At 51.3% G+C, this 23,446-nt stretch carries 21 protein-coding genes; 17 read left to right on the top strand and 4 right to left on the bottom strand.

Features of this window, described 5'->3' with window-relative positions; all coding sequences use genetic code 11:
- Positions 1-73 precede the first annotated feature (73 nt).
- The 3 genes from DC20_RS11445 to DC20_RS11435 all read left to right on the top strand — a co-directional run bounded on the left by DC20_RS11445 (position 74) and on the right by DC20_RS11435 (position 4,286).
- Positions 74-2,002, top strand: a complete 1,929-nt coding sequence (locus DC20_RS11445; RefSeq protein WP_062543951.1) for a TonB-dependent receptor — start codon at positions 74-76, stop codon at positions 2,000-2,002.
- A 32-nt stretch (positions 2,003-2,034) separates the two neighbouring features.
- Complete coding sequence (locus DC20_RS11440; RefSeq protein WP_071885605.1) at positions 2,035-3,090, top strand: YncE family protein; 1,056 nt, start codon at positions 2,035-2,037, stop codon at positions 3,088-3,090.
- Between the two features lie 152 nt (positions 3,091-3,242).
- On the top strand, positions 3,243-4,286 hold the full coding sequence (locus tag DC20_RS11435; RefSeq protein WP_062543949.1) for a YncE family protein: 1,044 nt from the start codon (positions 3,243-3,245) through the stop codon (positions 4,284-4,286).
- Positions 4,287-4,370: 84 nt separating this feature from the next.
- Here the strand turns inward: DC20_RS11435 and DC20_RS11430 are convergent, their stop codons facing one another.
- Positions 4,371-4,703, bottom strand: coding sequence for a hypothetical protein (locus DC20_RS11430; RefSeq protein ID WP_062543948.1), 333 nt, complete (start codon positions 4,701-4,703; stop codon positions 4,371-4,373).
- 232 nt (positions 4,704-4,935) lie between these two features.
- Here DC20_RS11430 and DC20_RS23410 point away from each other — a divergent pair, with 232 nt between their 5' ends.
- The 11 genes from DC20_RS23410 (at position 4,936) to DC20_RS11380 (ending at position 14,302) form a co-directional block, all read left to right on the top strand.
- Positions 4,936-5,481: a hypothetical protein gene (locus tag DC20_RS23410; RefSeq protein ID WP_245652200.1), complete on the top strand. Its 546-nt coding sequence runs from the start codon at positions 4,936-4,938 to the stop codon at positions 5,479-5,481.
- Between the two features lie 171 nt (positions 5,482-5,652).
- A complete protein-coding gene (locus DC20_RS11420) occupies positions 5,653-6,276 on the top strand; it encodes a thioredoxin family protein (RefSeq protein ID WP_071885604.1) in 624 nt (207 codons plus the stop codon).
- Position 6,277: 1 nt separating this feature from the next.
- Positions 6,278-6,598 carry a hypothetical protein gene (locus DC20_RS11415; RefSeq protein ID WP_062543946.1) on the top strand — a complete coding sequence of 107 codons (321 nt, stop codon included), beginning with the start codon at positions 6,278-6,280 and terminating at the stop codon, positions 6,596-6,598.
- 136 nt (positions 6,599-6,734) lie between these two features.
- A complete protein-coding gene (locus DC20_RS11410; protein ID WP_071885444.1) occupies positions 6,735-7,304 on the top strand; it encodes an AraC family transcriptional regulator in 570 nt (189 codons plus the stop codon).
- A 161-nt stretch (positions 7,305-7,465) separates the two neighbouring features.
- Positions 7,466-7,795: a four-helix bundle copper-binding protein gene (locus DC20_RS22380; protein ID WP_071885443.1), complete on the top strand. Its 330-nt coding sequence runs from the start codon at positions 7,466-7,468 to the stop codon at positions 7,793-7,795.
- Positions 7,796-8,010: 215 nt separating this feature from the next.
- Positions 8,011-8,955, top strand: coding sequence for a cation diffusion facilitator family transporter (locus tag DC20_RS11405; protein ID WP_062543944.1), 945 nt, complete (start codon positions 8,011-8,013; stop codon positions 8,953-8,955).
- A 108-nt stretch (positions 8,956-9,063) separates the two neighbouring features.
- Positions 9,064-9,441: a four-helix bundle copper-binding protein gene (locus DC20_RS11400; RefSeq protein WP_062543943.1), complete on the top strand. Its 378-nt coding sequence runs from the start codon at positions 9,064-9,066 to the stop codon at positions 9,439-9,441.
- Between the two features lie 438 nt (positions 9,442-9,879).
- A complete protein-coding gene (locus tag DC20_RS11395; RefSeq protein WP_062543942.1) occupies positions 9,880-10,956 on the top strand; it encodes a flavin-containing monooxygenase in 1,077 nt (358 codons plus the stop codon).
- A gap of 92 nt (positions 10,957-11,048) precedes the next feature.
- Positions 11,049-13,292, top strand: coding sequence for a heavy metal translocating P-type ATPase (locus DC20_RS11390; protein ID WP_062545928.1), 2,244 nt, complete (start codon positions 11,049-11,051; stop codon positions 13,290-13,292).
- 51 nt (positions 13,293-13,343) lie between these two features.
- Positions 13,344-13,556 carry a heavy-metal-associated domain-containing protein gene (locus DC20_RS11385; RefSeq protein ID WP_062545927.1) on the top strand — a complete coding sequence of 71 codons (213 nt, stop codon included), beginning with the start codon at positions 13,344-13,346 and terminating at the stop codon, positions 13,554-13,556.
- A gap of 197 nt (positions 13,557-13,753) precedes the next feature.
- On the top strand, positions 13,754-14,302 hold the full coding sequence (locus DC20_RS11380) for a hypothetical protein (protein WP_157593138.1): 549 nt from the start codon (positions 13,754-13,756) through the stop codon (positions 14,300-14,302).
- A gap of 77 nt (positions 14,303-14,379) precedes the next feature.
- Here the strand turns inward: DC20_RS11380 and DC20_RS11375 are convergent, their stop codons facing one another.
- Positions 14,380-15,939, bottom strand: a complete 1,560-nt coding sequence (locus DC20_RS11375; RefSeq protein ID WP_062543940.1) for a protein adenylyltransferase SelO — start codon at positions 15,937-15,939, stop codon at positions 14,380-14,382.
- Positions 15,940-16,370: 431 nt separating this feature from the next.
- On the opposite strand from DC20_RS11375, the gene DC20_RS11370 reads away from it, so the two are divergent.
- The gene (locus tag DC20_RS11370; protein WP_062543939.1) at positions 16,371-17,117 is read left to right on the top strand and encodes a peptidase; all 747 of its coding nucleotides are present in this window, start codon (positions 16,371-16,373) and stop codon (positions 17,115-17,117) included.
- Positions 17,114-17,956 (top strand): transglutaminase-like domain-containing protein, encoded by an 843-nt coding sequence (locus DC20_RS11365; protein WP_062543938.1) that lies wholly within the window; start codon positions 17,114-17,116, stop codon positions 17,954-17,956. The genes DC20_RS11370 and DC20_RS11365 overlap by 4 nt, the downstream gene beginning before the upstream one ends.
- Before the next feature lie 295 nt (positions 17,957-18,251).
- On the opposite strand, the gene DC20_RS11360 is transcribed toward DC20_RS11365, so the two are convergent.
- Complete coding sequence (locus tag DC20_RS11360) at positions 18,252-20,909, bottom strand: cation-translocating P-type ATPase (RefSeq protein ID WP_062543937.1); 2,658 nt, start codon at positions 20,907-20,909, stop codon at positions 18,252-18,254.
- Between the two features lie 240 nt (positions 20,910-21,149).
- Complete coding sequence (locus DC20_RS11355) at positions 21,150-21,440, bottom strand: YciI family protein (RefSeq protein ID WP_062543936.1); 291 nt, start codon at positions 21,438-21,440, stop codon at positions 21,150-21,152.
- 212 nt (positions 21,441-21,652) lie between these two features.
- Between DC20_RS11355 and DC20_RS11350 the strand changes: the two genes are divergently transcribed.
- Entirely contained in the window at positions 21,653-23,380 is a 1,728-nt protein-coding gene (locus tag DC20_RS11350; protein WP_062543935.1) for a hypothetical protein, read from the top strand.
- Positions 23,381-23,446: the final 66 nt, after the last annotated feature.

Here is a 23,446-nt window from a genome sequence, read left to right as displayed (position 1 = left end):
TGGTGGCCCTCAGTGGCTGGCGTTTTCGTGTACTTCTTCCTTTTTAGTCTCCTCTGCTTTGTACGCCGAGGATATGGTACGTCGTCTTTTTTTGTTTGCGCTAGCTTCTGTTGCCTTAGAGATTTTGTCTCTGCAAGTGAGTTATGCCCAGGTGCAGGACACCGTGCAACTGACGCCTGTCACCATTTCGGCGCCAAGATACACCCGCTACGTCTCAGGAGCCCGGGTCCAGAGGATTGATACTCTGCTTCTGCAACGGCAGCCCGGCATTACGCTTTCTGAAGTGCTCCAGCAGCGCAGTCCGCTGTACTTCAAAAGCTATGGTAATGGCATGACAGCTACGGTGGCCTTCAGGGGAACCTCGTCCAGCCATACGGCCGTGCTCTGGAACGGCTTCAACATTGCCCTGCCTACCTTGGGCATGTCAGATTTTGCGTTATTACCTCCCCCACCCAATACTCAGGTGAGCCTTCAACACGGACCAAGCGGTGCCTTACACGGCAGCGGGGCTGTGGGGGGAGCTGTTCTTCTGGAAAACCCGGTATCCTTTGCCCCTCAGCAACAAATACAGGTACAACAGGAAATAGGTAGCTTCGGGCACAGACGTTCAGCGGCTACTGGTACTTTCTCCAACGGGAGACTCGCCCTCACCTCCTCTTTTACCCGTTCAGCCTCCCAGAATGATTTCAAGTTTGAGAACATCGCCGCTTTTGGGGCACCGCGGGAGACTCAGCAGAATGCCGCTTTCTCCCAGACCAGTTTGGCTCAGGAAGTGCATTATAAGCTTGGCCAGGCGCAAAGGCTTTCGGTACGGGGCTGGTATGTGAAGACGCATCGGCAGATACAGCCTTCCATGGGCAGCGCGAACACCCACGCTCAGCAGAACGACGAAAACCTGCGGCTCATGGCCGAATGGCAGGGCCAGGTAGCCGGTGGCAGCACCACGGTTAGGGGAGCGTATTTCAACGACGTTCTGAATTACCGGGACGACGGTGTTCTTTCCCTTTCCACCGTCAACACCTACCAAAGCCAGGTAGAACATGAGCGGCAATTACTGCCCAACCTGCTCTTGCAATTGGGTGAAGAAGGCCAACTCTTTAAAGCCAATGTGGGCGGATACGGCGGAAAAGTAGACGAGACTCGTTTCTCTACCTACAGCTGGCTACGGTATGATCCGTTGCCGGAACTACAAATAAGCTTGAACTTGCGCCAGGCCTGGGTGCAAGGGTTCAATCCGCCGCTCACCCCAACATTGGGAGCTAACTACATAATCACAGAGTTTGCCGGAAATACGTTTACTGCCAAAGCCAACGTATCACGCAGTTACCGGGTGCCTACTTTGAATGACCGCTTCTGGCGGCCAGGCGGTAATCCGGGGTTACAACCCGAGAGTGGTTGGGGATATGAAAGTGGTTTGGCACATGTCTATAAAAACGGCAACGTAACCGGCACCTCAGAACTGACGGCGTATGCACTGCAGGTGAAGGACTGGATTCAGTGGCAACCTTCCCAGGCGGGACCTTTCTCAGAACCGGTCAACCTCCAGCACGTGCGCGGGCACGGAGTTGAGGTCGACAGCAGGTGGCAGTTTGCCTTTGATGCAAATTGGTCTTTGTTTGGAGGTGTGGCCTACGCGTACACCATCTCACAGCAGAAACTTCCTAACACCCAAGCCATATTGCAAGAGCGCCAGCTGTTCTACGTGCCTAAGCACAAGGTGGCTGGTTGGTTTGAAGCACGCTTTAAAAACTGGTGGCTGAGCACTGACGCCACGTTCACCGGCCGCCGCTTCACAGACAATGACAACAACAATTGGTTACCGGCTTACACGCTGATAAACGCCAGTGTGGGCAAGACATTTACGTGGCATTCTTTTGAAACGCAACTTATGGCCCAGGTGCAAAACCTCACCAATACGGTGTACCAAACCATGGCGTACCGGGCCATGCCACCCAGAAACTTCAGGCTGTCCCTTTCTCTCAAATGGGCGCCCCAACCTTAACTATTTCCATTTACATTCACCTTTATTTACCTATGAAAACTAATTCTTTTAAAAAGTACCTCCTGTACATCTTGTTAGGAAGCAGCACTATGTTTGCCTCTTCCTGTGAATCTACTGATGACAATACAGAACCCAAAGGAGCCTATGAGCATGGCGTGTTCATTTTGAACGAAGGGCAGTTTGGAACACCTACTGCTGAGGTAAGCTTCCTCTCCCCTGAATCGAAAGACCTCACGCCAGATTTATTCAGCAAAGTGAATAACCGCCCGTTGGGAGATGCAGCCCAGTCTCTGACTTTCATTGGGGACAAAGCCTATATTGCAGTAAATGCCAGCGAGAAGATTGAAGTGGTAGATGCTTATTCGTTTGCCTCTGTTGGGGTAATCAATGGCTTAAAGATACCTCGGTACATTGCTGCCTTAAACTCTTCCAAAGCCTACGTGACTGAGTATGTAGGATACACCTTCTCTGGCTACCTGGGTACCGGACGGGTATCTGTTCTGGACCTTGCTACCAACACAGTAACTAAAACCATCAATGTGGGCCTGTTGCCAGAAGGATTGCTTATCTACAACAACAAGCTGTATGTGGCCAACAGTGGTAGCAATACTATCTCTGTGATCAACACTGCAACAGACCAGGTGGAAAGTACCATTCTGGTAGGCGAAGCACCTAAGCACCTGGTTCTGGATGCTAACAACAAGATTTGGGTGTTAAGAGGAGGCTACAGCACTCCTGGTGCTTTGATCAAGATTGATCCGGCCAATAATAATGCCCTTACCACCTATAACTTCCCGGTAGGTACTAGCGGTGCTGGCCAACTGACCATTAACGGAGCCAAGAACACACTTTACTATTCCTATAACAACAAGGTATATGCAATGGCAACTTCCGCGTCAACTGTCCCTACTACGGCTATCATCAACCGTAGTCCGTATGGCTTGGGCATTGACCCTGAAACCAACCTCCTGTACCTGGGAGTAGGCGGTTATACATCCAATGGCTGGGCCGTTCGGTACCAGACCACTGGCACGCCGGTTGACTCTTTCCAAGTGAGAATTTTGCCTAACGGATTTTCTTTCAGATAGTCATTTCTGGGGTCTTTTTGGCAAACTAAGCTTATACGCAGAGAAGCCAGTTCCATTTGGGGCTGGCTTCCCTGCGTTTTAAGCTATGGACTTCTGTGTAGCACTTATCTCCTACCTGTTCTCCGTCTCCTCTAATTTTCTACCTTAGCAAGATGAAACGTTTCCCTCTTTTCAAACAAGCGCTACACGGTCTCTTAGGTGCGGCCTTGCTTTTTGCCACTTCTTGTCAGGAGGAAGAAAAAGAACTGCTCCCGGTATTTGAGACGGGCGTTCTTATCTCCACTATGGGTGAAACCGGTACCTCAAGCGGTAGCGTGAGTTACTATGACCGGGCTACCGGAAACGTAGAGGCAGATTTGTTTCAGAAAGCTAACAATCGGGCCCTGGACGGGAACCTGGTGTCTATGGCAACGGCTTTGGAGAGAACGTATCTTATTACCAGCAAAGACACCATAGAGGTCCTTGCCTCCCGAACCTTTACCTCGGCCGGAACCATCTCAGGCATTACTTCTCCCAGAAGATTAATAACGGGCACCAGCAGAACAGCCTATATAAGCAGTTGGATTACGTCTCCTGATTCTGGTAGGGTGGTACAAGTAAACCTGGGTACCAATGCCATCACCAAAAACATGAAGGTTGGCCCTAACCCCGGAGCCATGGCGCTGGTGGGAAGCCGGCTCTTTGTGGCCAACGAGGGTAGAGACAAAGTAAATGTGCTCAACACCACCACGTTTATTATTGACACCACCCTTACCGTAGGAGACAACCCTAACAGCATGGTGGTAGACGCCTCGGGCATTCTGTGGGTCTTATGTGGCGGCAAAGCCGATGGTAGCACCAAAGGCCGGTTGGTGCGCATCAACCCGTCGGCACTCAGAAGCCAGCCAAGGGAGTTTGAGTTCTCTAACTCCGCGCTTCAGCCGCATGGCCTCACCTTGAGCGGCTCCAAAAACCGAATTTTCTTTGCCCATGATGGGGTGTACTCCATGGACATCAACGCGCTGTCATTGCCTGCCCTGCCTATCATCCCCCGCAGAGTTGAGGCGCTGGGTCAAGACCCGGCAGACGGCCTATTATACACTGGCCGTGCGCAAGCCAACGGTTCTAATGGGTGGGTGATCCGGTACCGGAGCAACGGGGCGGTAGTAGATTCTTTTGAGGTGCAGGGAGTTCCCAAGGCATTTGGGTTCCGGTAAGCTTTGGCACCATTTTCCTGAAAAGGGGCTGAAAACAGAAAAGCCTGCCTCATTAGGGGCAGGCTTTTCTGTGGATATGAGATTTTAGTTATTCTTTTTATCAGAGTTTCTTTCGGCCGCCCCGCCAAATCCCTGGTTAGAAGTTCCGGTATTACGCTCTCTTACCTTGTTTTCCTGCCGATCATAAATGGCTTGGTTTGAAGAGTCAGAGCCTGTGTTGTTCAAGGGGTCCTGGGTTTCATCTGAAAGCCCCTGTGCGTTGTGTTCAGTGGGGCTTTTGTCTTTAAAGTCGCTTTCCTCCACGTTTACCTGGCCCTCGCTGGTGCCGGTGCTACAGGCTGTGATGCCACTTATAAGTGCCCCACCCAGCAGCAAAGACCAGGAAAGGCGTTTAAGAGAAGTTAGATTCATTTTCATTGGTTCAGAAGATTAGCATAAACGTGGGCTCAGGCACTGCCACCAGCCCACTCTGAGGAGTGTACGCGCTTCATTGGCTTTGAGTTAACCCGTCTGTTCCTTTCTTTGCTCCGTTACTTTTCTGGCTAGCTCTTTCAACCTTATTCATCCGTCTCATCGTACAACGGTATACTCTGGGAAGTCCCGGTGCAGTCATTTGTATAAGTTTTACTCAAATAAAGGAGAAAGAACCATGACCAAAGGAAAAGGCGAAAATAGCCCAAAACAGAACAGACCCGACCAAGACAGAAGCTGGCAGGAAGTTAACAGCCAAGACGATAACCTCAACAACAGCAACCGCCACAACAACAACCCACCGTACGAAGGGTCCCCTGAAACACGCTCTAATCCTAACACCCAGGGCAGCGGAAACCAGAAATCCAGCAACAATGACCAAGGCGGCATGGATACTGGCGCCGGTGTGAGCGGACAGCCTAACAATGAGCATAACCATAACCCAGACCAGGGTAACAACAAACCCCATTTCCAGGAAGGCCCGGTAGCCGGCGGTGCCGATAACACCCGTGGCGAAAACGTACCATCCAGAGAAGGACACGGCGGCGGAGCCAAGAAAGGGAAATTTGACCCAGAGCAACACAGTCCACAGGGATCACACGCAAATCCTTCAGACACGCGTGGGGCTGATTCTTCAGACAAAGAGTTCCGGAATAACCAGCCTAACGCCAGTACCCTCAAAGGCCATAAAGACAAAGAAGGCTTGGGCAACGAGAAAGAGTAACCTGTTCCCTGACAAAAAAAGCGACAGGTGTTTTGCGCCTGTTTTCTGCGAAAGGCCCGGGAAACACCCGGGCCTTTCGTTTTACCACCTAACCGCGAAACGTTTGGGCAGACCATCAGCTTTGCCGTATCTTCGCATCACCGTCTGTTTTGGCAGACCCTCTTTAGCAGTATGGATGCACCACAGAATGTAATTACCTCAGAGGTCATTGGGCAAAGCCTCCCGTATGAGGGCTACATGGAACTCGTGCGCGAGGCCGTGGCTCAAGGCAAAACTACCGGCCTGGAGCAGTCCAATTTTCTGGCCCAGCTTACCAAAGACAATCTGGCCATTATGGAGCGCACGTACCAGACGCCGCTTTTGCCAGACCTGGTGGAACTGGTGCAGGCCCTGCCCCGCCCGCAGATCTGGCTGGTGCTCACCGAAGGCTGGTGCGGAGACGCCGCCGTGCACGTGCCGGTGTTAGCTGCCATTGCTGAGCAATCTGCTAACCTGGAACTCAGAACCATCCTGCGCTCGGAACAACCCGGGGTAATGGATGCCTATCTTACCAATAGCGGTAAAAGTATTCCCAAATTAATCGCGCTAAACGCCCAGACGCTTCAACCACTGGGCACCTGGGGACCTCGGCCTGAAGTTTTGCAACAATACGTGCTGGATCTTAAGCAGCAGGAACTTCCCATGCCGGAGTTCATCAAAAAAGCATTGCAGTACTCAGAAGACAACAACGGCGAGGCCCTGCAAGCCGAGCTCCTTCACTTGCTCCCCCACTGGATCAGAGCTTCCGTTGCGTAACATGGCCAAAGTAGTAAAAAGACATCCGTTCCAGAGAGACTGGCGCCGCGACCTGCTCATTGCCGCCCTCATTAGCATGCTTATGGCCATGGCGTTGCTGCTGTACACCTTCGGGCTCACCAGCGATTTTATTTTCAGGTTGTTCAATGCCTTCTTCGCGATCTTTATTTTGCTGGCCGGAACCGCCTTTGTCATTGTACCCGGCGTGAACTGGGTTTTCATGCGCTTATCTGGAAAGAGAGCCAAAACGAGCAAACCTGCTCCCAGACAAGCCGCTGCCCCTAAAAGAAACCTGCCCAAGCCTAACCGTACCGAAGACTAATGTGCCGTCTGCGGGGAAATCCCCCATTTCAGGGTAAAAGTTATGCGCGTTGCCAGTGCCACTCTTTTTGCGTTTACTTTGTTACCTGTAAAACAAGAGCATCTTTTCATTTAGGTGCCTAAACCACATACCTGCCATGGAACATCATCTACATATCAAGAACATGGTTTGCCCGCGGTGCATTGCCACGGTCACCGAGGTATTGACGCAACAGGGACTGAAGGTGCAGGAGGTGAAACTGGGTGAGGCTGTAGTCACCGGGCCTGAGGAGGTAAATGCACCTGCCCTCTCCTTGGCGTTGCAAGCCCATGGTTTTGAACTGCTGCAAGAGAAAGAAGAGCAACTCACAGATTTGATTAAAACCACGTTGCTGGAGTACCAACGGCATTTAGAGGAAGAATACCAGCCTATCACCACCTCGGTATACCTGGCTGAGAAACTAGGCATGTCTTACCAGCACCTGAGCAAAGTATTCTCCCAACATACAGACACTACCATTGAGAAATACCTCATTCGTTTAAAGATTGAGCGGGTAAAAGAACTCATCTCCTACGGAGAACTCACCTTAAGTGAAATTGCCCACCGTTTGCAATACAGCAGCGTGCAGCACCTCTCTAACCAGTTCAAGAAAGTAACGGGCGTCTCTGTTACCGACTTCAAAAAAGACCCAACCGTAGAGCGTTTCCCGCTGGATAAATTGGTGTAAGTTAAAATCTTGTAAGGCTCACCCCGTAATTTTATAAGAACACTCAGGTCTTACAGGCGTATCTATTAATGTAGCTACTTATATCAGAACTCTTTTTGGAGCTTTTTGGTAAAGCATCTACAAAGCATTTGCAATAATTTTTTTCACTTAACCCAATCATCATGCAAAACGCTCAAAATAGATCTGTCATTGACGCTTTACAAGAATGTATTTTAGCCTGCGAACATTGCGCCACCATGTGTCTTCAGGAAGACCATGTGAAAATGATGGCCCGTTGCATCCAAACAGACCGTGACTGCGCTGATATCTGCCGCCTCACTGCTACGTTGTTGGCCCGGGGTTCAGAACATGGCAAACACCTGTTACGCGAGTGTATTGAAGTCTGTGAGGCTTGCGCCGCTGAATGTGCAAAACATGACCATGACCATTGCCAGCAATGTGCCGAGGCTTGCCGTAGATGCGCCGAAGCTTGCCGTTCCCTTGTGGCCTAATACGCTTGCAGGAGAAAGAACAAGACAGCCGGTTTATCCGGCTGTTTCTTTTTAAGGCCTTTTCTGAAAATTAGCCCTAAACGGAAACGCCTCTACTAAATCCTATAACACAGCTTTTAAAATCTGTAACAGGAGATTCTCCGCTCTCCCGTTTCTTTGAACCTCTACCTGAAGTCTTCTTCGGCTACGTAAAAGAAAAACAACTGACCTCCTTTATGGCGCACTCACATTCTCATGGGCATTCGCACGCGCATCAAGGCCATCACTATGGGCACGGCTTACCTGCCTCAGATCACCTGAATCGGGCCTTTGTGCTGGGCATCGGGCTGAACATTTTGTATGTAATCGTAGAAGCCGGGGCCGGATGGTGGTACAATTCCCTCGCGCTCCTCACCGATGCCGGGCATAACTTCACCGATGTCATTAGCTTGCTGCTCGCCTTTTTCGCCTTAAAGCTGTCGCAGCGAAAACCCACCGACCGGTTCACCTACGGGTATGGCAAAAGCACCACGCTGGTCTCGCTGCTCAATGCCGTATTGCTGCTGTTAGCCGTTGGGGCCATTGGTTGGGAAGCCATTGAGCGGTTGGGCACGGCGCCTGCGCTCAACGGAACCGCTATCTCATTAGTCTCCGGCATTGGCATTATCATCAATGCCGGTACCGCCCTCCTCTTCTTCCGCGACAAAGACCATGATATAAACGTGAAAGGCGCGTACCTGCACATGGCCGCCGATGCCCTGGTGAGTCTGGGCGTGGTTATAGCCGGGCTTGTCATGTACTACACCGGCTGGTTCTGGGTAGATGCGCTTATGAGTTTGATCATTGTGGCCATCATAGTTTGGAGTACCTGGGGCTTGCTGGTAGAATCACTGCGCCTCACTTTAGACGCCGTTCCGCACGGAATTGACTTAGCCGCCATCAGGGCCTATTTGCTGGAAGTGCCCGGCGTGGCCGAAGTGCATGACCTGCATGTATGGGCCATGAGCAGCACCGAAAACTCCCTCACCGCCCACCTGGTGGTGGAAGACACCTACTCCGATCATCAGTTGTCCCAGATCAGGGCCGACCTTCGGGACCATTTCTATATTCCGCACGTGACCCTGCAGGTAGAACGCGGCCCTGAGGCCCTTACCTGCGCTGAGGCAGGCGTGTGCCATTAGGCTATTCCCCTGCTATTTCCTTTTCGGCTTGTTTTGGTAAAATCAGCTAAAATCCTTCCCCCTTCCTTGACTCGGCTCGTATAAAAAAGTTCACCAAACTTCAAGCCTATGCGTACCGAATATAAACCGGCCATTGATGCGTTACTGGCCTGTATAGCGGCCTGCGACCATTGTGCCACCGCCTGCCTGCAGGAAGAAGAAGTGAAAAAAATGGCGCGCTGCATCCACCTGGACCTTGACTGCGCCGACTATTGCCGCCTCACTGCCTCGTTTCTCTCCAAAGGTTCTGAGCACGCCCGCCTGGTACTTCGCCAGTGCGTGGAGATCTGCGAGGCCTGCGCCATAGAATGTGAACGCCATGCCCATGACCATTGCCAGGACTGCGCCACCGCTTGCCGCCACTGCATGGAAGTCTGCCAGGAACTGATCCCGCGGTCTGATCTGGTGGCCGAACTACTCTCCGCCGCCCGGTCAGATTCTGAATAAGTGCTTTTTGCCTGTTTTTTGAAAATAAGGCGTAAAACGAAGAAGCTTCCTTTGCTGCTTATGTGGTGTGGGAAGCTTCTCTGTTTTATGGGCTATTCCCTTGTTAGCTGAAACCAACTGCTTTCATCATTTTGGATTCTCCCCTTGAGGGGAGATTAAAAGGGGTGTTTACACCTGAGGATAAAAGTTGAGTACTCTATATGATGGTTTCTATTTCCTTTGGGGTCAATAAGAAACTCTATCTAAAGAATAATGAAACGCCTTAACCTACTGATGTAAACACCCCTCTTCGCTCCCCTCAAGGGGAGAATCATCTTATTATAGTTTAGAGGCCTCCACATTGTGGTAGACTAAAATCCTGCACGTCTTCCATAAAATTGTGTAAAGCACTGCCTGGGGCCTCCTGCTAGATTTGTGCATCGATTCAATAGAACAGCAATGCAGCCTGAAAGCCAAACGTTACCGCCTCAAGAACAGCAAACAGTCTATGATGTGATTGTTATTGGGGCCGGGCAGGCAGGTTTAGCCATGGGGTATTACCTGCACCTCCAACAAAAGAACTTTTTGCTGGTAGAAGCTGCTTCACAACTAGGTCAATCATGGCGAAACCGTTACGACTCTTTGCGACTCTTCACCCCAGCTGAATATTGCCAACTGCCGGGTCTTCCTCTGTTACTGCCCGAAGGCTACTACCCTACTAAAGATGAAATCGCTGATTACTTAAAGCAGTACGCAAATCATTTCAAGCTTCCGGTAGCGCTTGGGCAAAAGGTAGTGCAGGTAACCAAACCAGATGACCTGTTCTACATCCAGACGACTTCCCAAACATTCCAAGCCCGGCAAGTAGTCATAGCTACCAGTCCTTTTCAGACGCCATTTGTGCCGGTTTACCTCACTGCTCCTTCTGAAAGGATGGTGCAGCTCCACAGTTCCCAGTACCGCAACCCAGCTCAGCTTTCGGCAGGGAAGGTATTAGTGGTGGGAGCCGGAAACTCTGGGGCACAGATTGCGGTGGAGCTAGCCAAAACGCATGAGGTACATCTCTCGGTGAAGAAGGAGCCGAAGTTCTCCGGACTTCGGAAGTTGGGGAAGAGCGTGTTCTGGTGGGCTACCAAGACCGGAGCTATCTATGCTTCCCCTACTTCCTTGTTTGGCAAAAAGGTATTGATGAACAATGATGTCATTTACGGCCGGGAATTGGAAAAACTGCTCCAAAACAAACAGATCACCCTTCGGCCGGAAATCACAGGTTTTCACCAGCAGGAGGTACTCTTCAAAAACGGCACCCAAACTTCCTTCAACAGCATTGTCTGGGCTACTGGCTTCAGGCCCAACTACCCTTGGCTACAGATTCCGGGTGCGTTAGCTGCGAACGGTCAACCGGTGCATGTGCAGGGTGTGAGTCCGGTGGAGGGGTTGTTCTACCTGGGGCTTTCCTGGCAGCGGAGCCGTAGTTCAGCCTTGTTGTTGGGGGCTGGCCGTGATGCCCGGTTCATCGCGCAGCACCTTGCTTAAAATTATATAACCCCCGGCATACAATGCTGTAACGACCCCGCCGCCCGTGGCCCGTATCTTTGTACTATACATTGAACCTGATTTTTACCACTATGGCAACCCTCACAAAAGAAAAACTGACCTCTGCCATAAAAAATAGTTTTCCTATTGATGGCATGAGTTGTGCGGCCTGCGCAGTGAGCGTAGAATCTATGCTGCAGGCCCAGCCTGGCGTGCAAAGCGCTGCCGTGAACTTCGCGAATAAAACCGCTCTGGTAGAATACGCCCCGGGCACCGACTTAGGCACGCTGCAGAAAGCGCTGCAGAGTGTGGGCTATGACATGCTCATCCAGAAAGAAGAGGCTACCCAGGAGGCGCAGGAAGTCCGTGAGCAAGAAGCTTACCGCCAAATCAAATCCAAGACCATCTGGGCTGCTGCTCTGTCTTTGCCGGTGGCGGTTATTGGCATGTTCTTCCACCACATGCCCTACGGCAACTGGATTATGCTGGCGCTTACCCTGCCTGTGGTGTTTTGGTTTGGCCGAAACTTCTACGTGAACGCTTTCAAGCAGGCCCGCCACGGCAAAGCCAACATGGACACGCTGGTGGCCCTGAGCACCGGCATCGCGTTTCTGTTCAGCGCCTTCAATACGTTTTACCCGCAGTTCTTCCTCTCCCGAGGTCTGGAACCGCACGTGTATTATGAGGCCGCCACCGTCATCATCGCCTTTATTCTTCTAGGCAAACTGCTGGAGGAACGTGCTAAATCCCGCACCTCGGGCGCCATCAAAAAGCTGATGGGCTTACAGCCGAAAACCGTGAAAGCGGTCCGTAACGGCCAAGAGGTGGAACTGCCTATTGAAGACGTACTGGTGGGCGATGTCCTAGTGATTCGTCCCGGCGAGAAGATTCCCGTAGATGGCCGGGTGGTCAGCGGCTCCTCGTTCCTGGATGAGAGTATGATCAGCGGCGAGCCGATTCCGGTGGAGAAAAGTGCGGGTGATCAGGTGTTCACGGGCACCATCAACCAGAAAGGCAGTCTGCAGATTTCGGCGGAGAAAGTGGGCGCGCAGACGCTTTTAGCTCAGATTATCAAAATGGTGCAGGAAGCGCAAGGCTCCAAAGCGCCCGTGCAGAAACTCACCGATAAAATGGCCGGTATCTTCGTGCCCATCGTAATCGGGATTGCCCTGCTCAGCTTCGCGGCCTGGTATTTCCTGGGTGGCGACAACAACGTGACGCATGCGCTGCTTGCCTTAATCACAGTGTTAATTATTGCCTGTCCGTGTGCTTTGGGCTTGGCTACTCCTACCGCCATCATGGTGGGCGTGGGCCGTGGCGCAGAGAACGGCATCCTGATCAAAGACGCTGAAAGCCTGGAAACGGCCCATAAACTCACGGCCATCGTGCTGGACAAAACGGGCACCATCACCAAAGGTAAACCCGAAGTAACAGAACTGGAGTGCACCTTGCCCTCGGAAGAAAAACCGCACTTGGGTGGAGTATTGCTAGCCATGGAAAACAGATCAGAGCACCCTTTGGCCGAGGCGGTTTCCAAGCACCTTACAAAACAAGGCATCCAACCGGTGACGCTAGACCATTTTGAAAGCATAACTGGCCGAGGCGTGCAGGCGCAGTACCAGGGTCAAACGTACTGGTTAGGGAACGAGAAACTGATGCAGGAGAACGGCCTCCGTTTTACAACTGATTTGGAGAAAACGGCCCAAAAACTGAAAGCCGAAGCCAAAACCGTCATCTTTGCTGGTACGCAAGGGCAAGTAGTGGCACTCATCGCCATTGCCGATGCCGTTAAAGATTCCTCGGCGCAAGCCATCCAAGACTTGCAGGCGCTGGGGCTGAACGTCTACATGCTCACCGGTGACAACGCCCAAACCGCAGCTGCCGTGGCAAAGCAAGTAGGTTTACAACACTTTAAAGCCGAAGTGATGCCGCAAGACAAAGCCGATTTCATTCAGGAACTGCAACGCCAAGGACATGTGGTGGGCATGGTAGGCGACGGCATCAACGACTCGCAGGCGCTGGCCCTCGCCGATGTGGGCATTGCCATGGGCCGCGGGACGGACATCGCCATGGATGTGGCCAAGGTCACGCTCATGCACTCAGACCTCCGGGCCATTGCCAAGGCTATCAAACTGAGCAAAGCCACCGTGCGTACCATCCATCAGAACCTGTTCTGGGCGTTTATTTACAACGTCATCGGAATACCGGTAGCGGCTGGTTTGCTGTACCCCATCTGGGGATTCCTGCTGGACCCGATGCTGGCGGGCGCGGCCATGGCCCTCAGTTCGGTCTCCGTGGTGACTAACAGTTTGCGCCTCCGGACGTTAAAGCTTTAGTGCTGCCGAATCATTATTTGTTGATTGTTATACTTCTTTAATTCCTCTGATATGAGCACCCAAAAATTTAAAACCAACATAAAGTGCGGAGGCTGTATTGCCGCCGTGACTCCTTCCCTGGACAACACACCTGGCATTTACACCTGGCAGGTAGACACCGCTAACCCAGACAAAATTTTAACCATAGAAGGCGATGCCTCCTCTGACACGGTCATCCAAGCCGTGGAACTTGCGGGGTACACCGCCACCAAAATAGACGACTAAGTTGTTTCAAACAGAAAGGCCACTCCAGTTGAGTGTCCTTTCTGTTTCTATCTGGGCGGTTTAGGAGAAAGAGATTTCTGCCTCGTTTTCTAAAATCGGGTTAAAAAGGGAAAGTGCAGAAGCATGTTCTGGGGAAGTCTATGGATTAATCAATAAGTTTACCGGCGCATCGTTTGCAGGTAAACCACTCCATTGGCATGATGAAACATCTTCTGTTCGGGATCCTCCTTTTCTTCAGTTGTACCTTTTCTTCTACATGCCATGCCCAAATCCCTGAATCATCAACTCCGGCGGTAGGCAAATACCGTTACCTGCTCTTAGCCAAGGCTGGCACCATTTCCCGTTACCGGATTCAGATTGGGGAATCTATCACGTTTAAGCGTTTCCAGGATAAGAAACTGCAAACTATGGAAGTGCTGGACATCCGGGGGAATTCCTTTTTTGTGGAAGGCTTGGAGGTACCACTGAAAGATGTGGAAAAGATCAGGCTGAAGAACCACACCGGTGGTAGGAAGGTGGCTCATTTCATGGGCTCTTTCCTTAAAGCCGGGGGCACTGTCTTCACTCTGGTAGGTGCCGTTAATGTATTGACGAACCTCAATGACAAGCCTGACCGAATAGACGCTTTCCAAACCATAGGCGGAGCTTTAACCCTTTACGGCGTTGGAACAGGCTTGCACGTTCTCCGGAATGGCACCTACAAGATCAATAAAAAATGGACGCTGAAAGTCATTGAGATGTACTAACCTCATCTGACTCCCGCGTCCATTTCTGTTTAGAATCGCTTTTCTAAAAACAGGCTCAAAATCTCATGCCCCTATAGTTAAGAACTGCAGGACAGCATAGAGCAGCCGGCTTTCTGGCTGGCCCAATCTGGTCGCTTGGCGAAGAACTCATCGAAGTTGCGGGAATACGGGTCCTTCATGGCGGCTTGCAGTTTCAGGAACAGCGTGTTCTCGCCTTTCTCAAGTTCTTCTATGGCTTGGTGCAGAAGGTAATTCCGGAGAATAATTCTGGGGTTGGCTTCCCGCATCTTCTGAACAGCTACTTCCCGTGAGACGGTGTTAGCTTGAAGGCGCTTCTGGTAATCTGTTAGTAAGGTATGCAAGGTAGTGCGCTCTCCTTTCTCCAGCGGTCTGTAAAAACTGTTTTGGAAATAGGCTTCTGTTTCTTCTTCGGTTTTCAGCTCCTGCGGTGCGTCTATGAGCAGTTGGAAGAAGATGGTCATGTCCAGGTTGAGGGTATACAGGGTGTTGGTGAAACGGGTGATCAGCTCCTGGTCTCCTTCGGTCACCTTGTCCAGTCCCAGTTTGTTAGCCATCATGGCGTAATACTTCTCATGGAAAATATCGCCGTAGGTTTCCAAGATGGCCACCAGTTCCTCGGTACCCGGCAGCAACGGCGCGATGGCACTGGCCAGGCAACCCAGGTTCCAGTAGGCAATAGAAGCCTGCTTCCCGAAAGCGTACCGACGGCCGGGAAGATCAGTGGTGTTGGGGGTGAAGTCGGGGTCGTAATCGTCCAGGAAAGAGAACGGGCCGTAGTCAATGGTGAGGCCCAGGATAGACATATTGTCGGTGTTCATGACGCCGTGCACAAAGCCTACGCGCATCCAGTCTACCATGAGAGCAGCCGTTTTCTCCATAATTTCTTTAAACCAGGCCAGAATCCGGTTTTCGCCCTGCAAGTGTGGGTAGTAGCGATCAATGGTCCAGTCTACCAGTTTCTGCAGGTTCTCGTTTTCACGACGGGCCGCGGGCATCTCAAAACTCCCGAAACGTAGGAAACTGGGCGCTACCCGCATGACAATGGCACCGGGCTCATAGGCGGCATTGCCGTTGTAGAACATATCGCGCAGCACCTTGTCACCGGTAGAAACCAAACTCAACGCCCTAGTGGTAGGTACACCCAGATAGTGCATTGCTTCGCTCATGAGGTACTCTCGCACTGAGGAACGTAATACGGCTCTTCCATCGGCCCGGCGGGAGTACGGGGTAAGTCCAGGGCCTTTCAGTTGCAACTCCCAAGTTTTTCCATTCGGGGCTTCCCACTCACCTAGGGTAATGGCACGGCCGTCGCCTAGCTGTCCGGCCCAGTTCCCAAACTGGTGTCCGGCATAACAGGCGGCGTACGGGTACATAGATGGGGCCACGTAGTTTCCGCCCAGAATGTCAATGTCTTTCTGATCGGTGGGCTTCTCTATGCCTAGTTCCTGAGCCAGTTCGTCAGACCAGGCCAAAAGCTCAGGTTTCTTCACTGGTGTGGGGATGGCTTTGCTGTACAAAACGCCAGGCGTCTGACGCGGTTTGGTATTGCCGCTGTCATCGCCGTCAAAGGCGGCGACAAACTCGTTTTTATATTCTTTTTCGTTTAAAGACTGCATAGGTATCTAAATGTAATTGCCTTTTATACTTGCAACGCTATACTCAAAGAGCGCACAAGCGGAGCTTCCTTTTAACAGAAATAAAGAGAAAGTAGTTGAGTTTAGGGAATAACTTTTTCTGTAAAGCAAACTTCTAAAGAAAAGGAGCATTTCAAGCTCTTGAATACGATGCCTTCTACACCCAAATACCGCTTTGTCTAACACAACATTGCCGTTTAGCCACGAGAGGCGAACTCGTTCTTACTTCCTTCAAATTGAGACATATAAGAGAAAACTCTTCCAAAAACCTGAAGGCTGCGGCAAATACCTACGCTAATCCTTTGTATCTTTCATTGCCTTTATCAGTCTTATTTACAATATTTTAACTATACCCGGTTTAGAATATCAATTTGTTTATAAGTGGTACTTACTGGCAGAAGGGAAGCTCTATTATGACGTACTGTTTAGGAATAAAAGTGAAAGAAGGACTGGTAGCTATAGCAGATACCAGAATAACCGCAGGCTCTGACACTACAGAGAAAAAGAAAATTTATATTCAGCAACACGGGCAGCACTCGCTCTTTATCATGACCAGCGGCCTTAGGTCTGTGCGGGATAAAGCAGTTCTCTACTTCAAAGAACTTATAGAAGAAGGAGCCGAACATAACAAGCTGTACAAAGCGGTCAACGACTTCGGGGCTCAGGTAAAACGCGTAGCCAAAGAAGACAAAGAACAGTTGGAGCAGGCGGGCCTTCGGTTTAACCTGCACACCATTATTGGCGGTCAGTTAAAGGATGACGAAGAGCACAAACTCTTTCTGCTCTACCCCGAAGGCAACTGGGTAGAACTGGGCCAGGGAGCGCCATTCGTGGTCATCGGGAACTCGGGGCACGGCAAAGCCATCCTCAACCGGACCCTTACCGATGAGTCTTCTATGCAGCTGGCATTAAAAACCGGATTTTTATCGTTTGATTCTACCCGCGTCAGCGCCAATGACGTAGACTTTCCTATTGATGTAGTGCTCTACCGTAAAGACAGCTTTGAGATGGTAGAACACCGCTACACAAAAAAAGACCTGGAAAGCATCTCTGAACAATGGGACTCTGAACTGAAGGCGGCTTTGAACAGAATTCCGGACACCTGGATGGAGGCTGCTTTCAATAAGATTCCTGTCCCTACTATTGAAGACCACCTATGAAACTAGCGGTAACTGTCAAGATGAAGTATGAAATCATTTCCTCTTCCTCTGTCATCTTGAGCATATTACCTTTTAAATCAGACACCCAAAAAGTTTGGGATGAGGCCTTTGAGGCGGTACCTGGGGTAACCATGCAGGAAGTTCCAGCGGCTGCTGGCGAAAAGCGGATGAAGATCATTGAGGTGCCAGACGCAGGAAGTGTCACATTTGCTTTTTCGGCTAAGGTGGAGAACCAGATACAGACTATCCCCAGCCACCAGTTGGTAGATGTTGCTATTCCGTTGATGCCTGCCTCGGTTATACGGTACCTGCACCCCAGCCGGTATTGTCAGTCAGACCGGCTCTATAAGTTTGCGCACCATAAATTCGGGAACATTCACCACGCCTTTGACAAAGTGATAGCCGTGCGCGACTGGATTCACGAGAATGTGGAATACAGAGGCGGCTACTCCACTTCGCACACCTCGGCCTTTGACACCATTACCGAACAGGTAGGCGTCTGCCGTGATTTCGCGCATTTAGGAGTAGCTTTGTGCCGGGCCCTCACCATTCCGGCCCGCTATTTCACCGGGTACGCGTACCAACTGCAGCCCTCAGATTTCCACGCTTGTTTTGAAGCGTATCTGGGCGGGCACTGGGTTCTTTTTGACTCTACCAAGATGGTGCCCCTCAACGGCATGGCCAAAATAGCCACGGGCGCAGATGCCACGGAGACTGCTTTCGCCAGCACTTTCGGCAACCTCCACTTCCAGAACCATGAAGTAAGCGTAGAGCTGCTGGATCCTGATTTTGAACCGGTAGACAGTTTCAGCACCACACAAGGCTATTCGTTTTCCTGAATAGAGTGATTGCAGAGTTGAAGGAGTCGTTTACTTTCGTAGCACCAACTCTCCGCTTTAGGCTCATACTTTCTAAAAAACTAAGTACTCATTCCGTCCCCCTTTGAAGGGGGTAGGGGGATGATAAAGGCCAGCGAAGAACCTACGAGCAATCATCTATAAGACACAAAACATGGATTCCGGGAATGCCGTTCAGCAAGAGTAATCATCCCCCTACCCCCTTCAAAGGGGGACGAGAGGCGTGTGCGATTCTGTGCACGAGGGAAGAGAACTCCTGGTAAATCAAACTTTTTATTTAAAACTTACCCTCTTCCTTATTACCGAACATTCCTCGCACCAACTTCCAAAGTTCCATCAAGATCACGGCACCCAAGGCTAATCCGGCGGCTATCTTCCATTCATCCCACCCAAAATCAGTGGGTATGGTAAATATTCCCCTGATGCCTGGCAACACGGTGAGCCCATACAACCCGAAGCACAGCAACACCGCTCCTATCACGTATTTGTTACTGAAGAAACCTGCCTCAAAAGCCGTTTGGGTGTTGGACCGTGCCGCGAAGGTTTGTAGCGTACGTGCCAGAATAAGTGTGGTGAAGGCCATGGCAATGCTCATCTCCTCTGAGTGCTGCAACCCGATATACTGCGAGATAATCACCGCCACACCAATCAGGATGCCGCGCATAAGTACGCTCCGCAGGGTGCCGCCGGCAAAGATTCCCTCGTTAATGTCGCGGGGTTTGCGTTGCATGACGTTAGGCTCAGCTTTTTCCACGCCTAAAGCAATGGCGGGCAGGGAGTCATTGAGCAGGTTGATGAACAGCAACTGAATGGGTGTAAACGGATTCACCCAATCCAGCGCCAGCGCGAACAAGATAGCGATGATGGCGCCCAAGTTTCCAGAGAACAGGTAAGCAATGGACTTCTTGATGTTGTCCAGCACAGTTCTCCCCACCGACACGGCGCTGATGATGGAAACGAAGTTATCATCCGTGAGAATCATGGCGGCAGCATCTTTTGCCACATCGGTGCCGCTACCCATGGCTACCCCAATATCCGCTTGTTTCAGGGCTGGGGCATCGTTCACTCCATCTCCGGTCATGGCCGTGATCTTGCCTTTCCGTTGCCAGGCGCGTACAATCCTGATTTTGTTTTCCGGCGAGACGCGGGCGTACACGGCTATATCTTCCAGCTGCTGCTCCAGTTCCTCTTCTGATAAAGCATCCAGTTCCTGACCAGTTAAGGCGATGTCATTCTCATCCATTAAACCAATGTCACGGCCAATAGCTCGCGCAGTAGTCTTGTGGTCACCGGTAATCATGACCGTCCGGATGCCCGCTTTTTTAGCTTCAGCAATAGAAGCGTATACTTCCTCGCGGGGCGGGTCAATCATGGCGTTCAAGCCTACCAACACCAGGTCATTCTCGTCCTCAAAAGTGACCCCATTTGTATTAGACAAGGGTTTATAGGCGAAAGCCAGCACCCGTAGGGCACGGTCGGAGAAATCCTCATTTTGGTTTTTGATGGAGGTGAGCAGCTCGGGCGTGAGGGGCTTCTCCTCTCCTTCCACCAGCACGCGCGAACAGCGGGTGAACACCACATCGGGACCGCCTTTAGTGAGCATCAACCGTTGCCCGTCAATGGTATGCACCGTTGACATAAGCTTGCGTTCAGAATCAAACGGCAGCTCGGCCTCGCGTTTGTACTTCATTCTCAGTTCATGGTAAGGTTGCTGCTTCTGGTTGCTGAACGCGATGAGCGCCACCTCGGTAGGGTCGCCTACTTCGGTGCCGTCTTCGTTTATCTGAGCATCGTTGCAAAGCACGGCTACCTGCATCAGGCGCTGTTCGGAGATAGACCACTGGCTGGGGTCACTGGAAAATTCTTCGGTGGTTTTACCGGGTACATAGAAATCTACCACGGTCATTTTGTTTTGGGTCAGCGTGCCGGTTTTATCCGTGCAAATGACGCTGGTGGAGCCCAGGGTTTCCACGGCCGGCAACTTGCGGATGATAGCGTGGCGCTTAGCCATTTTGTTTGTGCCCACGGCCAGCACGATGGTCACAATGGAAGAAAGCGCCTCAGGAATAGCAGCCACGGCTACGGCTACGGCAAACATAAAAGCTTTGAGCAGCGCATTGGTCATGTTGCCAGTATCGCCGTCCACCCACACCCGGAAGGCTTCCACGCCAAAGATCAGGATGCAGAGCGCCAGAATGACCCAGCCCAGTTTCTTGCTGAACTCGGCGAGTTTTCGTTGAAGCGGGGTCTGTTTGGCTTCAGCGGAGGCGAGCAGACCGGCTATTTTTCCTATTTCGGTTTTCTCGGCGGTGCCAGTTACCACAAACTTTCCCCGTCCATACACCACCAGTGCTCCACTGAACACCATGTTCTTGCGATCGCCTAAGGCTACTTCTTCCGGAATTTCTTCGGTTTGTTTTTCTACTGGCACAGATTCACCGGTGAGCATACCTTCGTCTATGCGCAGGGAGTTGCTTTGCACCAGCCGCCCGTCGGCGGAGACGTAATCGCCGGCCTCCAGCACCACTACGTCGCCGGGTACCAGTTCCCGCGCTGCCAGGGTGTGGGTAACTCCATCGCGCAACACCTTGGCAGAGGGTGCCGACATCTGCCGGAGCGCATCTAAGGCTCCTTCAGCTTTCTTAGTTTGCACCACACCTACTACCGCATTCAGGAGAAGCACCGCAAAAATGATGACGGCTTCCATGACTTCGCCCAGCACCAATTGTACCGCCGCCGCAATGAGCAGCACAATGACCATGGGGTCTTTAAAAGACTCCAGAAACAGTTTCCAGATGGGGTCCTTGTCTACCTCCTTCAGTTCATTGTGCCCATATTTTTGCAGCCGCTGTTGTGCTTCTGCACTAGTAAGGCCTTTACCAGACGTTTGGAACTCTTCTAAAACTAGGTCTGCGGAGCGCTGGTAGAATTCCATGAGGCAATGGTTTAGCGGATTAGTTAAGTGTGTACTCCAACTTTAAGGCTCTCCTCCTTTTCAGCAAGGTAAGAGATTGTGACTTAACAGCTTCTACGAAGAATTTAAACCTTGTTTCTAGAAAATCAGCCTTAAATCCAAAAGACGAGATTTATAACAGCCCTCCTGATGCCTATTGGGGCGGAGTTTGTCTTTCAGTTTCCAGCCTGTTTTTCTAGAAACAACCCTAAAATGATAATGTTATCCTTCTGCAAGTCCGGAAAGTCCCTCAACTGCTCTGGAGGTGACAAACTCCACAATTCTAAGTTCTACTAAATCCTGGTACACGAAGGGATCATCCTGCATGAGTGCTTCTACCTCGGGTTTGCCGGAGGCTTTGCAAAAGATAAGTCCACCGTCACGCGGCACTTTCCGGCCCGAGGCTAAAAAATGCCCACTGCTATAGCCCTTCTCCACGAAGGTCATGTGCTCGGCCATGAATGGCTCAATTTCTGAAAAAGGTACTTTATAGGTGAGTTCAATCAGGAACATATTCAAAAGAGTTGATGAATGGTAAAGCTACGATTTCTGCCCTTTTTGGTCTATTTTCCTGAAAACAGACCCGAACCTGGCTTGTTTTCAGCAGCAGAGAGATCTGAAACTTAATTATACACAAGTGTTACAGAATGATATTAAACCCCAAGGGGTGCTCTGCGTTTTCATTGTAGCAGGGAAGATCAAACACCATTACTGCCTTATACTCTATGAAAACAATTTTCACCCTTGTTATAGCCTTGTCTTTGGGTCTAATGACAGCCCAGGCACAGCATGAGCACCACACACCTCCCCCGGTCAAAAAAGAAACTAAACCAACTGTAAAGCAAGCCGCTCCTAAGAAGACTGTAGCCCCAGCCTCAAAGGCCATTCCTTCTAAGGCACAACCTACCCCAAAGAAAGCCGCGAAAAAGCAAGCAACGCCAGCGGCAACCAAAGCCAAACCGATAGCGCCAGCTGATGACCACTCCCAACATCATTCGCCCGCTGCTGATACTGCGCACCAACACCAAGGACATCAAATGTCTGCAGACAGCCTGAACAGGGCAAAGACAGCTGGCCACGAAGGACACACCATGTCTGCAGACACAGCCAAAGGACACCAGCACCACCCCGGTATGAACATGAGCCACGGAGCCATGACTTCTGACACCACGCAGCACGCAGGTATGAACCACAGCATGGGCGGCATGAGCCACGCGTTCTCCCGTAACCTGCCCATGAACCGAAACGGCTCCGGTACTTCCTGGCACCCTGATGCCACGCCTATGTACGGCTACATGAAACACGCCGGCGACTGGATGCTCATGTTCCACGGCCAACTCTGGCTCCGCTACAACAGGCAGGATTTGTTCAACAAAGGCTCCCGCGGCGATACGCAATTAGATGCCCCTAACTGGTTTATGGGCATGGCGCAACGCGAAGTGGGAAGACGTGGTTTGTTACGCTTTAGTGTGATGATGAGCCTAGACGAACTGACCATGGGTGACCGGGGATATCCATTGCTGTTTCAGAGTGGCGAGACTTATGGTGGTGGCAAACGCCTGGTAGACCGCCAGCACCCGCATGATCTGTTCTCTGAAATAAGTGTGGGCTACACGCACATGCTGAACCAGGACATGGATGTGTATGGCTTCTTCGGATACCCTGGAGAGCCGCCGGTGGGCCCGCCCGTGTTCATGCACCGCATCTCAGCGTTCAACAACCCAGAGTCGCCACTGGGCCACCACTGGCAGGATGCCACGCACATTACTTTCGGGGTAGCCACGGTTGGTTTCCGGTACAAGCAGTTTAAGATTGAAGGCTCTAACTTTACGGGCCGCGAGCCCGATGAAAACCGCTATGACTTTGACAAAGCGCGGTTTGATTCCTACTCTACCCGTCTGTCTTACAACCCCACCGAGAACTGGGCCCTGCAAGTATCCCGTGGCTGGCTGAAAAGCCCTGAGTCAATAGAACCGGAGGAAGACGTGACCCGCACCACTGCTTCTGCTTTGTACAGCCGTCCGCTGCCCGGAGGGGGTGACCGTTTCTTTACCTCGGCCTTCATTTGGGGCTTCAACGGCGGTGGTCACCACAAGGAGCACTCAGCTATTGCTGAAGCTAACATGCAAATGGATAAAACTGCCATTTACGGTCGCTACGAGTATGTGCAGAAAACGCCCGGTGAACTTGACCTTACCGACCAGTTTGACCACCATAATGTTTTTGACGTGCACGCCCTCACCCTGGGCACCAGCCAACGCGTGGCCAGCTTTGCCAATACTTATTTAACCGTTGGAGCACAGGCTACGGTTTTCGCACCAGACAAATTACTGAAGCCGCTTTATGGCAAGACTCCGGTTTCCGGAGAGATTTACCTTCGCCTGAACCCTGGCCTGATGATGGGCAGCAGTCGTGCGCGCACCTCTTCCCAAGGCATGCAGCACCAGCATTAAGAACCTGTTTAAAGCTTCCTAAGTCAGCAACCCTCCCTTTAAAGCCTTGTTTTCCTAAAACAGGCT

The sequence above is a fragment of the Rufibacter tibetensis genome (assembly GCF_001310085.1).
Taxonomy (GTDB): Bacteria; Bacteroidota; Bacteroidia; order Cytophagales; family Hymenobacteraceae; genus Nibribacter; species Nibribacter tibetensis.
The sequence above is the reverse complement of the archived record's forward strand: the minus strand, read 5'-3'. Positions and strand labels throughout refer to the sequence as shown.